This window comes from Lentzea sp. NPDC051208 (assembly GCF_040682435.1).
In the GTDB taxonomy this organism is placed as follows: Bacteria; Actinomycetota; Actinomycetes; order Mycobacteriales; family Pseudonocardiaceae; genus Lentzea; species Lentzea kristufekii.
In genome coordinates this window covers 148,117-163,066 of the sequence record NZ_JBFBAW010000004.1, presented here as the reverse complement: position 1 = coordinate 163,066, position 14,950 = coordinate 148,117, and the positions used below count along the sequence as shown (strand labels likewise).

Genomic DNA, 14,950 nt, shown 5'->3' with positions numbered 1-14,950 from the left:
AATTTACGACCCACCAGTCTTCCCCTCGTCACTGTTCAACGCCGTTCCAAAAGTGACACGACCCGCCCGCCCGCAGGGTGCGGGTTGATCGGTGGTTCAACTGGCGGAGGTGAGTCATTTCCAGGCGCACGCGCCGTAATAGTTCGGAACAAATCCGGCGGCACGCGGCACTGCGTGATTAGCTGTGCCTCATCAATACCTTCTTGAACCAGTAGCTCCACTGCCCTCGGCAGCAGAGACGGCTGTTCGATAGCGGCAACCAGGCCTGGTTCGTTTCGCCGCCAACCACGAGCAGAGATTGTCGTCATGGCGTTGCGGTACGACACATCGCTTAGCCGCCCTAGCCACCGGGCGCGGTACAGCAGAGCTTGGATGCTGACACCCCACTGCTCCTTGAGCCGGGCGAGCGTTCGCCACACATTGCCACCCATGGTGACAGGCAAGAGGTCCCGAATTTGGTCTGCCGGCATCAACAGTTCAGCGGCAAAACGGTGCGCCTGATCCTCGACAATGCGCCCACCCGGCTCAGCATCGGCATGCATGACCAGATGCCCCAGCTCATGCGCGATGTCGAACCGTTGGCGGTAGTAGTCCCGCTTGATCGGGTTGAGCACGACCACCGGCCGTAGCTTGCTGTCAAACGAGTAGGCGTCTACCAACGCTGTTTGTGGTGGACTGAACACCACGAGCACGCCCTGGTTCTCCAGCAGCCGGACGAGGTGCCCAGCAGGACCAACGTCAATCCCCCACTCCTGGCGGACAAGCCGCGCGGCGCGCTCGGGACCGTCCCCATCCTGGTCATCCGCAAATACAGGAAAACTCGGCACGTCCGGGTCCGGGAACTCGACGTGCCGCTCCAGACTGGTGGCGATGTCCACGGCAAGTTGCCCATAGGCGTACGCCTGATCGCGAGCGAGTTGACTGGTCGAACGCAGCGAGCGGAAGTGTGGCGTGGTGCTCAGGGCAGCCACGTCCTCCGGGCGTACAGCGAAGAACCCTGGATCGACCGACAGGCTCAGCGCCAGCTGCGCCACCGTGGCGGCTGTGGGCCGCTTTGCGCCGGACTCCCACGCCGCCACGGCGGTCGCACTCTTGTCGACCAGCGCGGCGAGGTCGCTCTTGCGGAGACCCGCCAGATGCCTGGCTAGCCTCAGGCGGGCTCCGTCGAAGAAGGGGGCGACTTCCGCCGCCCGGTCTGCACTGGACCTGCGAGAGCTCACTGTTCACCACTGGCGCGGTCATCACGCCGTTCTTCTGCGGGCCGACGCAGGCGGACAGGCGCGTCCGGCACGGTGTTGGGTCCGGTCGGCAGCGGGGTGGTCTCCGTACGGCGTCCACCGCCAGATGTAGGGGTGCCCAGGAGGTTCTGACGCCAATGCCAGGCCTGACCGCCGCCGGAGTTCAGCCGGGGCCGACCGAAGACCAACTCGACCTGCTGACTGAGCGGGTCGAGGCTATGGGCGACCACATACGTCTTGAGGTCGAGATCCTGTCCGGCTGCCACCAAGGCCTCCAAGCCGCCGATCTCTTCCAGTGCGAGGTCTTCAAAGAGCGAGGGCTGCGGCGGCTCCGGGTTGCGCTGGCGGGCGACCCGCTGCTTCGTCGGGCTCTTCTGCGGCCAAGGCAGCTGGTCGATCTTGCCGAAGACACTCGATGCAAGCAGGAACCGACGCTCGCCGTGCGCCCAGCCGGGACTGCCGTTGAGGTTGGCTCGTCGCACCAGTCCGGCGTCCAGCCGCGGCATGGTGTCGATGTCCCGCTTCGACAGCTGGTCGTACAGCAAGTCGAGATCGGCATCGTCGTTGCCGGAGCGCACCGCGTAGCGCTCGCACGCGAAGACGCGGTCAAGGCGGTCGCGGAACAGGGTGTACCGCGTGTTGCCGAGCCAAGCGGCGTCGTGGCCATCGGCCTCCGAGTAGGTCTCCAGCGACCGGGTAGTGGCCGACAGGTACGCCTAGCGCACGCCAGCCAGTGCGCCGGCATCGCCGAGCTCCGCGATAACATCCTGCTGTTCGCTCACGGCGCCAAAGGTACACCAGAACCAGTATCTAATGGGCCAGAATCAACCGTGTCGGCGTGTCGGGGCCGCTAACTGCACCATCAGCGATACTTCAGCGCCTCGTCCAAAGGCCCGTGGTGCGCACCCCGCGAGGCCGGCGTCAAGGCAGAACCTCAATCCCAGTTCGCATCCGTTCCCGTTGGTCTCCTACGGGGTTGCGGTTCGCGCGCTGGCCACCTGGCGTGTCGCTATCTCGTCCGCGCCACGTCAGTACGACACTGATCGTCTGTAAGCTCACGGCGGCGACGGTCTCGAAGGTTACGACACGACGCCGACCGCCTCGATCCCGATGGCACGTGGATCCACATCGACCAGATCAAGTCCGAGCCTGGACCCCGGCCCGTGACCGCGGGCATCCCCGACAGCCTGAGCGCGGCGCTGGACGACTGGATCTCCTCGTGGGGCACCCCCGACGAAGAGATCGCGGAGTTCATCGGGTGGTCAGTGGACAAGGTTCACGACCACAGGTAAGCACCACTAGGGCGAACCCGAAGTGATGCGAACGCGATTCAGCGCAACGACCGCTGGACACGAGCGGCATGGAAGCGCCTCGCGGCTTCTGGCAGTCGATCAAGCTTGAGGCGGGGCCAATTGTCCCGCCCCAGGCGGGCGTCACGGGTGCGAAAACAACTCGAAACGAGACTCAACTACCAGACTGCCAACATGAAACCGCTGGTCAGCCCTGTTCCCATCCTTTGGTACTCCCGCCCGAGGTCCGGCCCTCCGCACCACGAGGTCCTCGCGCAGGGTGGTGCCCTCCCCGAGGTCCGGCCAGGGCGGCGGCACGTACCGAGGCCACCAACCGCCAGGAGGGAATGCCGCCGCCACTGGCCTTTCAACAAGTTCCCGCAGGTCGTACGAGCAACGCTACCGATCGGCTGCACCTAGGCCGACAACCTAGAGAGAGTCGAGGTAGCCGCGCCCTTCGTCTGTCAGGCGGTAGGACCAAGGAGTGGCGTCCTCGATGTACCCCAGGCCTTTCGCACCAAGCCTTCTCGCAGCGGTTCGCCCGATGTTCGTCTTGAGCAGCACCGCATCAGGGGCGTCACCGATCTTGGACAGTGCGTCGTGAAGCCAGTCCGGAAGCCGGGTACTGTTGTCGTCCACAGGAAGGCTCGCACGGAAAGCCGCGCGGCCCTTCGGCGTGAGCCGGACTTCTGCTTGCGGCAACGGTCCTTGCGCAGTATCGATTGTGACGTGCCTCAGATCGATCAGCCCTCGCCGGAACAGGGCCGCGAGTGTTGATCCTGCGCCTGCGTCGTGGATTCCCTTTGTCGCAAGCATCTGCTGCGCTGGCGTGGGATCCGCTGACGGCGCGTCAACGGAGTACGGAATCCAACGCCAGTCCGACGCGCGGTCGCGGTGGAGATTCTGGTGCCACCGGCGCTGCTGACGGCGCTCCGCCTCCTGATCAAGCTCGTAGAACACCTCCAGATAGCCGTGCTGCCTCTCGTTTAGGTTCAACGCCGACTGCACGACGTCACTGGTTCGAGCACGGCGAGGCCCAACGCCGTCAGGCATGTCGTTGATGTCCTCGCCGTGCTCGTCAGCAGACATCGCTATCAGAAGTCCTTCTCCACCAGGGACTCGCGCTCGTAGGAAGGCAGCAGGTACTCGCCCGCTTTCTGAGCCAGGTGCAGCACACCAGGAAGAAGCAGCGGGTCGGCGAAATGTGCTGCCGTGTAACGCTGCTGGTGCGCGAACGCCGCCCAGGCCACGGAGTCGTCCCCTTCCTGTTTGAGAGCGAAGAGCACTTCGAGCATCTGCGGGTTCCAGACGTCCTTGAAGGTGTCGAACTTCCAGCCCAAGATCGGGTTGTCGTTCTCGTCCTTCTTACCCGTCCTGCCCCAATGGGGTTCCAGCCGTGAACCACCAGGTGAGCCTGTGGTGGTTGCGGTTCCCGGCTTGTCGGCAAGACTGAAGAACAGCCTGTCGTGGCGAGGGTGTTGCCACAGGCCGGCGGCGATGCCTGCGAGCTCGCGAAGCTCGTCCTTGCTGTTGAAGGCGTACTGCTGCGTCGTTTCGTGCCGCAGGTTCGTACGCAGTCGCAGGTGACGCACGCCCTTCAAGCGGTCAATGTCGAAGGGGTGTTCCGGGTCGAACGCGAGAGTGTCCGCAAGCAGGTGGCCGTTGGCCATGCCGGGGCAGTTGGACCGGATGTTCTGTGTGTGGGTGAACAACGCGATGTCACTGCCGTCGGCTGCTTCTTCGAGGACTTCAGCGAAGAAGCCGTGCACGTCCTTGTCCTTGAACCTGCGTTCTGTGTTCCAGGTAGACAGTCGCAACATTGCTTTGTGATAGGGCAACCAGGTGTTGTCGGGACCGGGAAGCCTCATGGTGGCGTAGGGCACGTCCGGCAGCCAGGCCACAGCCATCGGCAGCACAGCTCGCGCGTCGCCGTTCCGGCGGACGACCCACAGGCCGAGCGGCGTGACGTCGTTGAGCGGAGTCGTGGGGGTGCCCAAGACTCGTGGCCGGTGAAGCAGGCCCGTCTGTCGCGTCAGCAGATCACCCACCGCCTTGGCCGTGCGTTGCTTGCGGCTGGAAGCCGTCTCACCGCCTCTCTTTCCTTCTTCCACCTCTTTCTGCGGTGGCGTGAGGTTCTGGGTGAGCACGTCGACCTGACCAGCGGCCAGCTTTACCTGTTGTTTGGGGTCCTGGTCACGCCCGAACGCATCGGCGTTGGCCATTTCGATGAGGGCGAACCTCGCTGCGTCCGGGAGGCTTCGGTCTCGGGCCGCCGTCATCGCGTCCCGGACGAACTCGCGGCGTATCGACGCTGCTTGAGCGATGCGGTCGCGGTACGCGCTGACAGAGCCGTCGAGTTGGAGCGGAGCGGCGATGTCGCCGACCGGAATCTGGCGAATGGCGATCTGCAGGCCTGAAAGCTCGAACACCACCGAAGTCGTGGCGGTGTCGTCTTGGTCCAGCGGCCACGTCACGCCGAGCGCTTTGGTTACCGCCGCGATCGCTTCCCTGCGCATGACGTCGGTGTCCCACCACAACGTCAGCTCGACGCGTTCGCCCGCGGCCGCGGCGAGGTCTTCCGATCGGATGGACTGGATCTCTGCCGAGGTGCGCCTGGGTGGCCGCGCGACGTGGTGCCGCACGAACGGCTCACTCGGCGTGGCGAAGTCCGCGAGCGCCGGCCGCAGCGCGTCGAAGATGCGCTTGCGGTCCCGCACCGACACACCGTCGCCCACTGCGTGCCGGCAGTTCTTTCCCAGGCCGTAGCGGAAGGGCACCGCCGCCAACGGCCATCCTCCGTCTTCCAGGTTCATGTAGGTGAGCGGGTCACGAGCCAACTGCACGGGATCGGGGAGGAACTCGGTGCTGGTGAGGCGTTCGAGCACGGGCGCGAGGTCGTCGTTCCACCTCATTGCGCCTTGCTTCTTCCCCTTGGGACCCGGCTGCCACTTGATGCTTGCCACACCTATCGGGCAAGCCTCGTCCGCCCAGGGCGACGGGGTGAACAGGTGCACACCGATCGCCCGCGAAGCATCGTAGGCGTTGGAAGCCGTCCATCGCCTCATGCCCACTGCGGCGTGCAGTACGACGCTGCCGTCCAGCGGGATGTTCTGCACGCTCAGTCGCAGCGTGTACGACCACGGGTACTCCCGTTTTCCCTTTTTCGCGACGTGAACATTCGAGATGAGTTCAGCCCCGACATCACGCGCCGCCGTTCGACGCCAGTGCGACCTCCCGTGCCCGATGTGGATCGGCTCGTCGTGCTTGTCCAGCAGAAGCGCGCCGTCCTCTCTGCTGTACTCGCTGTGTTCGACCTGCCACCCGCTCGCCACAAGGTGAGTGGCGAACATCTGCGCGATGAGGGTGTAGTCCACCGGTTCGAGTTCCTGGCCGGCCTCGATCTTCGTGGTGCGTACCGTGTGCCGTAGGTGTTCCGGTTTGAAGGTGACCAGCACCTCCTGGAGAGCGGTGAGGTCGACGGCAGGGGGACGGTGCCACCGGGCCATTTTGGCGTTGCGATCCAGCGCCGCAGCGATCAGCCCGCCTCGGACGAGCTCGACGAGCAGTTGCGGGTCAGGTTCAGGAGTGCCGTCGTTGATCGCCCACGCCAGCCAGGGAGTCCCCGCCCGCCCGCGCGCGTCGTGGGTGAGGACTTGCGGCAGCAGCATCGCGATGGCCTCATTGGTGGCCCACAACGGAATGCTTCGCGGCTGCTCTGGGTCGAGCGAGGGGAATACTTTCTCCCGCAACGGGCTCGCCCACTCAGGTGGGAACTCGTATAGACGGTGAGCCGCGAGCGGATGACCGTTGAGGGTGTTCAAGTCGAAAGCGAAAGGCTGCGACCTGTCATAGCGTGGCACGGAACTTCTCCAGCATCTTGCGTAGTGCATGACTGAGTGGCTGATAGAGGGTGGTGACGACGGTGGAGTCCGGCCCTTTCATGCCTTCCTGGATCGCCCGGTACATCCCCAGCAACGCGCTGTCGTCGCTGGTGGGGTCGAAGGCGCCGTCACAGAAGTGGATCTGGGCCGTTGCCCCGCCGCGGAGCATGCGGCCGATCACCTGGGTCAGCGGCGGGATGTTCGTCCAGTCCATCGCGCGGCGTTCCGCTGAATCCCGCTCGGTCGTGGCGTAGCGCAATGACTCTTCGAGACGGTTGAGCCATTCGCGGTGGCACAGCTTGTGGAACAGCTGAGCTCGCTCACCGAGCGACAGAGTGATCGGGCCCGCGGACGGCATTCCGCCGAGGATCTCCTCGATCGCCCAGCGATGCATGCCTTGAACGTGATAGTCCAGGTCTTCGGGATGCAGGTGCGGTCGCACCAGGTACATCGTGGCCCCGAGCGCGGCGACGTACTGGTCGTTGAGGATGTTGTGGCCGCGCTCGATGGCCGGGAGCGGCGCGACGAGCAGCCACACGTCCTCATGATCGGCCAAGGTGCCGATATTGCCGCGACTGATGGTGTTGCTCCAGTGGTGCGTACCTGTGTCGTCGTCAGGCACCATGCGCAGGATCTTTCCCGTCCACTCAGGACGGATTTTGAGCACGGCTGACAGAACGTCCTTGGTCTCGGGGTAACTGCCGACCAGCAGCAGGATGCGACGTCGTCCGTCCGGGAGATCGTCGCGGATCTCCTCGAGTCGACTCGGACGCGGTCCTCGCATTCCAGGGCGCGCCTTGCACAAACCGGACAGCATCGCGGTCAGCGCCTCTGTCCGTTCGTGCCCCATGCGACCGGACACGCGGATCGCGTGGCGTTTGCCGGTGGGGTCGACGTCTTCGACAGGCGAGTAGTGCATCACGATGCGCTCGTCGAGCGGCACCGCCTCGCCAATCCTGGACTTCAGCACGCCGGCCACAGGAACCTGGACGTCGTATCGCGGCGAAGTGCCCGCGCGACTGGTCGCAGACAACAACAGCACACCAGGCCCTGGGCCTGGATAGCCCTCGCTGTAGAGGCCGTGGAGGTTGACGAGCAGCCAGCGGCCGACGCCTGAGCAGCGGAAGAACGACAGGGTGCCGAACCGGCTGTCCGGATCATCGTCCTGTTCGCGGTACTGGAACCCGAGCAGGTTGCCCATCGGTGATTCCGGAACCACCGGCTGGTACTCGGCGGGCGGACGATGCACGAGGCTGGTCGACATGGACTCCAGTCCGGTCGCGTTCTCGACCTCCCAGCACATCCTCGTGAGCACCTCCAGCCTCTTGGCAAGCAACGCGATGAGCATCGTGAGGTGCAACCTGACGGCCAGACGTTCCAGCGGCTGACCGGACAACACCACGTCCGGCTGGTTCTCAAGCCATTCCTTCAGCGCGTCAGTGATCACGGATGTCGGATCGAGGACCCTCGTCGCCAACTCGCGCAACTTGTTCGCTCGTCGGTCGGTGCCAGGCCCTCTCGAAGCATCAGGCCGTTGAACCCACTCCGCGAAGCTCTGCCTCCAACTGTTGTCACAGTTCTGGTCAACGGTCGTGGTGGCATGCCTTCCACCGTTGGTCAGCGGCGTCGTCCTCTGGGCGATCTCCAACGCCAATCGCAGGCTCAGGCGCCACTCGTTGAAGTAGCCCTCGCTGAGCCACTCGGGAAGGTGCGCGTGTTCGCTGATCAGCGAACGGATCCTGCTGACCAGCATCTTGGCCGCGTTGATGTCCACCGACCAGTCCCGGACAGAACCGCTGGCCAGGTCCCTGCTCCGGGTGGCGCGCAGATGTCCTTCGAGCTGGTCGTGCACCTCATCCAGCCAGGCTCCGCTGCCCGAACCAGTGAGCTTCTGCGACGGGCTGAACGCCTGATCCCACTGGATCTGGACTCGGTCGGCCTCGTCGACGAAGAACACGTCACTACGAGCCCATGCCATTTCCAGATAGCGCATCGCGTTGTCCGCCAACTGGCTCGGCACGCGGCAGTGCAACAGGCTTGCCGAGGTCGCCACCCACACTCGTGCTGTCGCGAGCTTGCGCGCTGCCTCGTGTCGGCCGCAGTCGCCGAACAGCGGGCACGAACAGGGCTTGGGCGGGGTGTGCGGATCAACGGCATCATCATGATCCAGCCACGGCTCTAGGCCGCGGTCACAAGGGGCGTCGAGCAAAGGCCACGGTTCGGGCAGATCGAGCAGGCCCTGCAATGTGCAAGCTGTCGACACCCACTTCATCCGCTCGTCCATCAGCAGCGGCAGCCCACGATCCTCAGGGGCCGCCGGGCGATGCAGCTGCTGCAGATGGCGACCACGCGACGCCGAGCCCAGGATCGGCGCTGCCGCGACGCTGTAGCGTTCGAGGTCGCGAACCATGGTGAGTACCGACACCACATCGCCGAGTACGACTGTGACGTGGTGCTTGCGGCGGGAAGCGAGCACGGACGCCACGACGATCAACGTGGTCTTGCCGACCGCGGGCATGCCGACTACGTGCAGCAGGTCCTTGAGTTGAAGCTTCTTGGCCGTGACCTGTCGGCCTCGCCGGTTGACCACCAGTTCCAGATCTTCGATCCGCTCGAGCCACTTGTTGTCGCGCCCGCTTTTGTGGTCCTGGGCGTCCATCGACATCGCCGTCGTGCGCAGAGCGGCCCACGTGAAGGTGAAGATCTTGCGTGCGCGCGTCGGACGGTGCCTCGGCGGTCGCTTCATCACAATCTCGGCCGGGATGACCACGCTGTGCCCCGTACGGCGCACGCGATGCCGCACACCGAGTTCAGCGATCAGCGGATCTTCCAACTTGTGCGGAGGAAGAGCAGCGAGCAGTTCCCGGTACTGGTCCTCACGCGCTGCACCGTCCACCAACTTCCGAGGCACAGGAGGCAGGGCAACATCAGGTACGTCGAACATCCGCGCCTGCTGCGCGAACACCTGATACTGAGCCAGCAGCCTTGCCCACTCGTGTTCCGACTTCACCGGCTCCAACAACCAACGGATCGCCGCCGGGAGCCGACCAAGACGATGTCCGGCGCGGCGGAAGTCGTAGCCGGACATCAATGCCCACGCGTCCTTCGCCGACTCGCCCGGGGCGAACTCGGCCAGGACGAACAAGGCCAACTCCACCTCGAGCATCGGCCGAAAATCCTTCTGGGGCACGCCGGCCTGTTTCGCGAACCGGCGCGCCATGGTCTTGCTCCAGCTGCTTCGATCACGGGCCACAGGTCACGACTCCTTGCTCACCGGTGTCCGGGCACTGGGCGATCAACTGCTCATCGGTGAGCACGGCGATGTGCGGCTGCGCCCTCAACGCGTCGCTGTGAGTGCGCACGATCTGGCAGTACGCCGAGTTGGCCCGAGTGCGATCCGCCGGCACGACCAGTGCAGCCTTCTTGTAGGCGTACCGGTGGGGCTCGGCCCACACCGGAAACCGCTTGATCCGCCGCGCTAGCAGGTACGGCTTCAACCAGTCCTTGACGTCCACCGCCACCGAGAAGCCACACGGCCACAAGGCAAACAGGTCGAGCGAATCGAACTCTGGGTACAACACGACCTGGGCCCCGCGGCCGGCTAGCGCGTGAGCCAGCTTCAGCTCAGGAAGTCCTGGCAGCGCAACGGAACGCACCAACTCACGACGCAACCGCAAGAGTCCCTGCGCTGACACCAGGTCCGGGTTGCTGCCCGCCTGGCTTCTCACGCACCGCCACGTCGTGCACCGCCAGTTCCCCGACGTACTCGGCGTGATCCACTGCCTGCACGCCCCGCAGACACCGATCCTGCCCGCGACCGTTGCTTCCGGCGGCACCTCCTCGTATGACTCGTCGAGCAAGTTGGCCCACTGCGGAACGTCAACGAACTTGTTCTTCATCGTGAGCATCTGCAACGGCGTCACGACGGAGTTCTCAGTCACGAACTTCCGCCACTCCGCGTATACCTCGGGGCGGCCGTGCCCTGACGCAACCAGCCGCACCTGAGCTATCAGCGCGCTTTCGTGGACCTCTCCCACAACATCGGCCGCCTCAACCGCCCACTCGTGGCAGAACTCGGTCGGCTCACCATCGATGAGCAGCTTTTCTCCGCCCACTTGCGCTTCCGCGGGGAAAGTCAGCGGCCACAAGTTCAGGGGACGCTTCGCCGCCCACTCCCACACCAGCTCCCCCACGTGCGCCGGCGCATCTCCCCGACCGTCCACAGCGCACCGGGCTGCCATGCGGTCCAGAGCCAGCTGCAGGTTGCGGTTGTACGGACGAGCCCTGTCGGGCACGCCCTTCCAGGCCTGCATGCGCACCAGGCCGGACGCCACCAGCGCAAGCAGGACCTCGGAGTCGCGTTCAGCAGTACCTCGGCTGCTGGCCGACCCCGTGCGATATCCAGTCGATCTCACGCCGCAGAAGTTAGAGAGCACCCCCGACAATTTCGGGCGCTCGTGTCCCTCACGAAGAGCTTCTTCACTCGAAAGAGTGATGCGAGCAGCAGGTGCAGCGAAGAAACTCAGGCCATCGACAGGCGATTCCATCAGTCGATGCCGGAGCAGACCTTTGGAGCCTGACGGCACTCTGTGGAAGTGAGCGGGCGGGTGATGTAGCAGCCTCGACGGATCCGGCCGCGCGACACCGCGTTGCAGGTTGCGGCGCTGCCCGGACGTGCGCGCCGAGGCACCTGCTGCTGGCTCGGTGGCGCCGCCCCGGCGACGGCGGCGCTGAACTCGCGGTGATGCTGTACAACGCGATCAAGCCTGGGCGCGCTGCGGGCCCTGCTGACCTCAATGTCCTGAAGTCGCGGTCGGTTACCTGGTCCTCAGCCCGGACTCATCGCCAGCCTGAACAGAAGGGCACAACTTGAACTGCCCCTCGTGGACCATCAGGCTGGCGACGGTGGCCGGCCTTCTATCCTCTGGCGCCGGCGCGGAGGCGGTTCACGTCCCGCTGACTCATCCCGAACACCGTGTTGGGACCGTCAATCGGTCCCATGGGATAGCCGGCCATGAGCGCCGCGGCGATCAGTTCACCGTTGGACACGTACTTGCCGATGTTCTGTTCCACCAGGTGCTTCAACCCGTAGCTGCCCTGCTGCGGCGTTTTGATCGGCCGGATGTTCTGCCGCAGCCACTGGCACACCTCGATCACATCGGCCGCGGATCGCCGCAACTCATCCCGCCAGGCACGGGCCTCTTCCCGCCGTTCCGCCAAAGTTTGGGTGCCAAACCATGACAGCCCGAACCCGTTCAGGTTGAGATTCGGTTCCCGATCCAGCACCTCGCCGAACACGCGCTTCAACCGCGTGATCTCGGTGTAGGAAAGGCCCGTGATCTGCTGCAACTCCCGAATCTCACGCTTGGCTGCGCGGTTCTCGGTCATCGAACACTCCCTGCCGCAGCGCGTCCCACGTCCGCCCGCGTTCGGTGTCCATGACCAACATCGGGGGTATCACGCTGCGCGATTCAGAGAACCTTGTCCTCGCAGCGTCAGCCCACGTGGGCGGCCAACACTCGGAACCGGCAGGCGCTGCTGCCAACACGGATCCTATCCGATCGAGCGACAGCACCGGATCACTATTCGCCAGCCGCTGTGTACGCCCCACGCTCCACGACGTCGAGCGTGTCAACGTCGGCATCGGGAGCCGCTGGACCTGCCCGGAGGACGGCTGTCACCGCGTGCACCGCATCGCGGACTTCGACCTGGAAAGCCACGGACTGTCCGTGAGATGGGAGTTCGAGACATGACAGCAGCCGCGTCACGCTTCACGTCGTCAGCCCGTGCGAACCCGGCGTTGACCACGACATCAAAGAGCTTCACGCCGGAGCCGTCTTCACCGTGAGGACCTGCAAGACGAAGGCGGGAAGCCCACGAATCCACACCGTCACCGCCACGAGGTACCCCGACACCGTCACCCGAAGCTGATCAACCCCGGACGCCCCGTTGTCCACGGACAGCGGGGCTCGTCGTGTATCTGAAGCCGAACGGGCTACGGCGGCGGCTCGGCGGAGTCGTCCGGCGGCACCGGCTCGGCGGAGTCGCCAGGAGATGCGGGCTTCGGGGGCTCGATCGCCTTTGGCTGCTCCCGCTCGGCGGTCACCTGGATCGGCGGCTCCGAAGTGGGAGGATGATCGGTTTCGCTGAGGTCGGCTCGTCCTTCAGCAATCGCGATCGCCCGCGCGACGGTGAGCGCACCTTCAGGGCCGTGAGAATTGACAACCTCACGTAGGAACTTCCGGCGACCGATGTTGTCCCACCAGTCGACCGTCCGCGTCAGGAACCCCCGCCCACCGAACAGGCCACCAAGAGCCGTTGCCCACCAAGACATCCGAATGCACACTCCACCTACGTCGGCCCCGAGCGGCTGACAGCGTCGTGTTGTATTCGGTTCTTTGGCTTGGTAGAGCTGATGTTGATACCGCTTCTGCTCGGTGAAGCGGATGATGTTCGAGTGTTGATCTACCTCTTGTGAAGGCCACTCGCACACTTAGACCCTTGAGTTACGGCTTCAGCCGTCTTTTGGGCCTCCGTATCGAGCGGAATACCAACAGTCTAACAGCGTGAACGACCGGCAAACCGGTTCGCCGTGCTAACCGTCGTCCGGGGCGGACTCAAACGCCGGTCCCGCGAGACCCTGGAGCCCCACGCAGAGTCATCTGTGTGAGGCTCTTGTGTCATCGGGGGACGTCTGCGGACAGCGCTCGTGCTGCTCACCATTTCGTGAGACGGCACACCGGCCCACAAGGCGTTGGTGACCTTGTCGTTCACAAGCAGTGGACGGCGTAGGCAGAAGGCAGCGTTGGGGTCGAGCTGCGGAAGGCGACACATGGGCGCACGCGTGTAACCGCTCCGCTACCTCAAGCGATGATCCGTGTAGATCAACACTTGGGGGACTACATGCGTTCGACGGCAGTAGCCGTAACCGTGCTGGCAGCTCTCGCCAGCCTTGCCGGTTGCGGAGGGGGAACAGCCACGTCGACCACCGCGCCACCGGCCGCACCGACGACCACCAGCGCGTCCGCGCCAACGAAGACGGACTCCGCCGACCCCGCGAAGCAAGCGGCGTTCGTCGCCGCGCTCGACGCGATTGACAAGGACATCGCGCACGGCAAGGCGGAGAAGGCCTACGACCGTGGCCGCAACCAGTGCGACAGCATCAAGAACAATCCGAACGACCGGGCGAAGCTGCTCGACCTCACGCGGCAGCGCTTCACGAGCCCAGACCACCCGGAGGGCTTCCCGCCCGCCACGGTGGAGAAGATCCTCGACGCCGTGAAGACGCACCTCTGCCCGTAGCCGACCACGGACAGCACAGAGCCCCCGCACTGCGCCAGGCTCAGCACGTTGCCAGACCAGAGCGTGTCCTCCTTATGAGCGGGACCCCCATGCTGGTCTGGATCGCAATAGCCCACGGGCAGCGTGGAAGCGTCTCGCGGCTTCTACCGATGGGGCCTGCCAGCCTGGGGCGAGGCAGTCGCCCCGCCCCCGGTGACCATCACAGGTGCGAAGACAACTCGAAACGCGATTCGACCACTAGGCTGCCAGCACGAAACCGCAGGTCAGCACTGTTCCCAACCTTTGATACTCCCGCCCGAGGTCCGGCCCTCCGCAAGAACGATCTCGCGCAGGATGGCGCCCTCCCCGAGGTCCGGCCAGGGCGGCGGCATGTACCGAGATCACCAACCGCTAGGAGGCAATGCCGCCGCTGGCCTCCGAACAAGGCCTGACCTCAAGACGGATGGCGCGGCAACCGCACCTGACGAGCTGTGCTCCTACGCGGCGGCACCCCGCGCGGTCAATCGACCATCCCCAGCAGCTTGATGCCAAGAGCCCCCGTGAGAAGTTCGTCAATCAGACCAGAAAGCTGAGCCCGCAGCGGTTTGTCGATGTACTGGCGTATGCGTCCAGTGTGGTGCGACGTGTGCGAGCGGTTCCAGTCTTGACTTGCGCCCACGATGATTCGCCTACAAGCAGTTGCAGGGTGTCGGTGGTTGGTTCGCCTGGCGCCTCAAGCGTTCGCTAGGCGGGCTTGTCGCCCGACTTCAGTTCCTCACGGATCAACTTCATGGCACCTTCCACCGAGTCGGTCAATGGCAGCACCTGGCTCAGGGCGCTGGCCGTCATCGGCCGCACCGCTGCGGGTTGCGTGGCCACGATGGCGAATCCCACTCCCTCGCGCTGAGACCGCCCATACAGCTCCAGCAGCATCGACAACGCGGAGGAGCCCATGAAGTCGACGGCCAGGTCCACGATCAACCCGGCAGGATGCTCGCTCAGGTGACCGAACAGAGATGTTCCGATTCCATCGACGCTGACCATGTCGAGCTCGCCGCTGACCACGGCCACAAGCACGCCGTCGTGGTCACTGGTCTGCATGCTGGCGGTCGCCGCCGCCTCGTTCGAAGCCACCCAACACCTCACTTGATGATCCGTACCCGTCCCTCAACCGATATTACGAAGCGCCACGCCGAGCGGCATGATCACTGGGGCTTCAACCCCGCTACAGCGGGTCGGTCATGGCTTGCAGATGACCCGC

At 64.8% G+C, this 14,950-nt stretch carries 11 protein-coding genes; 2 read left to right on the top strand and 9 right to left on the bottom strand.

Going from position 1 to position 14,950, the window contains the following annotated elements; translation table 11 throughout:
- Nucleotides 1-35: 35 nt before the first annotated feature.
- On the bottom strand, nt 36-1,220 hold the full coding sequence (locus AB0M48_RS11055) for an XRE family transcriptional regulator (protein ID WP_363838923.1): 1,185 nt from the start codon (nt 1,218-1,220) through the stop codon (nt 36-38).
- Nucleotides 1,217-1,816, bottom strand: a complete 600-nt coding sequence (locus AB0M48_RS11050; protein WP_363838918.1) for a hypothetical protein — start codon at nt 1,814-1,816, stop codon at nt 1,217-1,219. Before AB0M48_RS11050 ends, AB0M48_RS11055 begins: the two co-directional genes overlap by 4 nt.
- 585 nt (nt 1,817-2,401) lie before the next feature.
- Here AB0M48_RS11050 and AB0M48_RS11045 point away from each other — a divergent pair.
- Nucleotides 2,402-2,530 carry a hypothetical protein gene (locus AB0M48_RS11045; RefSeq protein ID WP_363838914.1) on the top strand — a complete coding sequence of 43 codons (129 nt, stop codon included), beginning with the start codon at nt 2,402-2,404 and terminating at the stop codon, nt 2,528-2,530.
- 426 nt (nt 2,531-2,956) lie between these two features.
- Here the strand turns inward: AB0M48_RS11045 and AB0M48_RS11040 are convergent, their stop codons facing one another.
- The 6 genes from AB0M48_RS11040 to AB0M48_RS11015 all read right to left on the bottom strand — a co-directional run bounded on the left by AB0M48_RS11040 (nt 2,957) and on the right by AB0M48_RS11015 (nt 12,901).
- Nucleotides 2,957-3,616: a hypothetical protein gene (locus AB0M48_RS11040; RefSeq protein WP_363838911.1), complete on the bottom strand. Its 660-nt coding sequence runs from the start codon at nt 3,614-3,616 to the stop codon at nt 2,957-2,959.
- Between the two features lie 5 nt (nt 3,617-3,621).
- Complete coding sequence (locus AB0M48_RS11035; protein WP_363838906.1) at nt 3,622-6,348, bottom strand: RNaseH domain-containing protein; 2,727 nt, start codon at nt 6,346-6,348, stop codon at nt 3,622-3,624.
- 25 nt (nt 6,349-6,373) lie between these two features.
- Entirely contained in the window at nt 6,374-9,628 is a 3,255-nt protein-coding gene (locus tag AB0M48_RS11030) for a hypothetical protein (protein WP_363838903.1), read from the bottom strand.
- Nucleotides 9,629-9,650: 22 nt separating this feature from the next.
- A complete protein-coding gene (locus AB0M48_RS11025; protein ID WP_363838900.1) occupies nt 9,651-10,955 on the bottom strand; it encodes a hypothetical protein in 1,305 nt (434 codons plus the stop codon).
- Between the two features lie 370 nt (nt 10,956-11,325).
- A complete protein-coding gene (locus AB0M48_RS11020; RefSeq protein ID WP_363838897.1) occupies nt 11,326-11,796 on the bottom strand; it encodes a hypothetical protein in 471 nt (156 codons plus the stop codon).
- Between the two features lie 607 nt (nt 11,797-12,403).
- Nucleotides 12,404-12,901 (bottom strand): hypothetical protein, encoded by a 498-nt coding sequence (locus AB0M48_RS11015; RefSeq protein WP_363838894.1) that lies wholly within the window; start codon nt 12,899-12,901, stop codon nt 12,404-12,406.
- Between the two features lie 410 nt (nt 12,902-13,311).
- On the opposite strand from AB0M48_RS11015, the gene AB0M48_RS11010 reads away from it, so the two are divergent.
- Nucleotides 13,312-13,710 (top strand): hypothetical protein, encoded by a 399-nt coding sequence (locus tag AB0M48_RS11010; RefSeq protein ID WP_363838891.1) that lies wholly within the window; start codon nt 13,312-13,314, stop codon nt 13,708-13,710.
- Nucleotides 13,711-14,433: 723 nt separating this feature from the next.
- Here the strand turns inward: AB0M48_RS11010 and AB0M48_RS11005 are convergent.
- A complete protein-coding gene (locus AB0M48_RS11005) occupies nt 14,434-14,823 on the bottom strand; it encodes an STAS domain-containing protein (RefSeq protein WP_363838887.1) in 390 nt (129 codons plus the stop codon).
- Nucleotides 14,824-14,950: the final 127 nt, after the last annotated feature.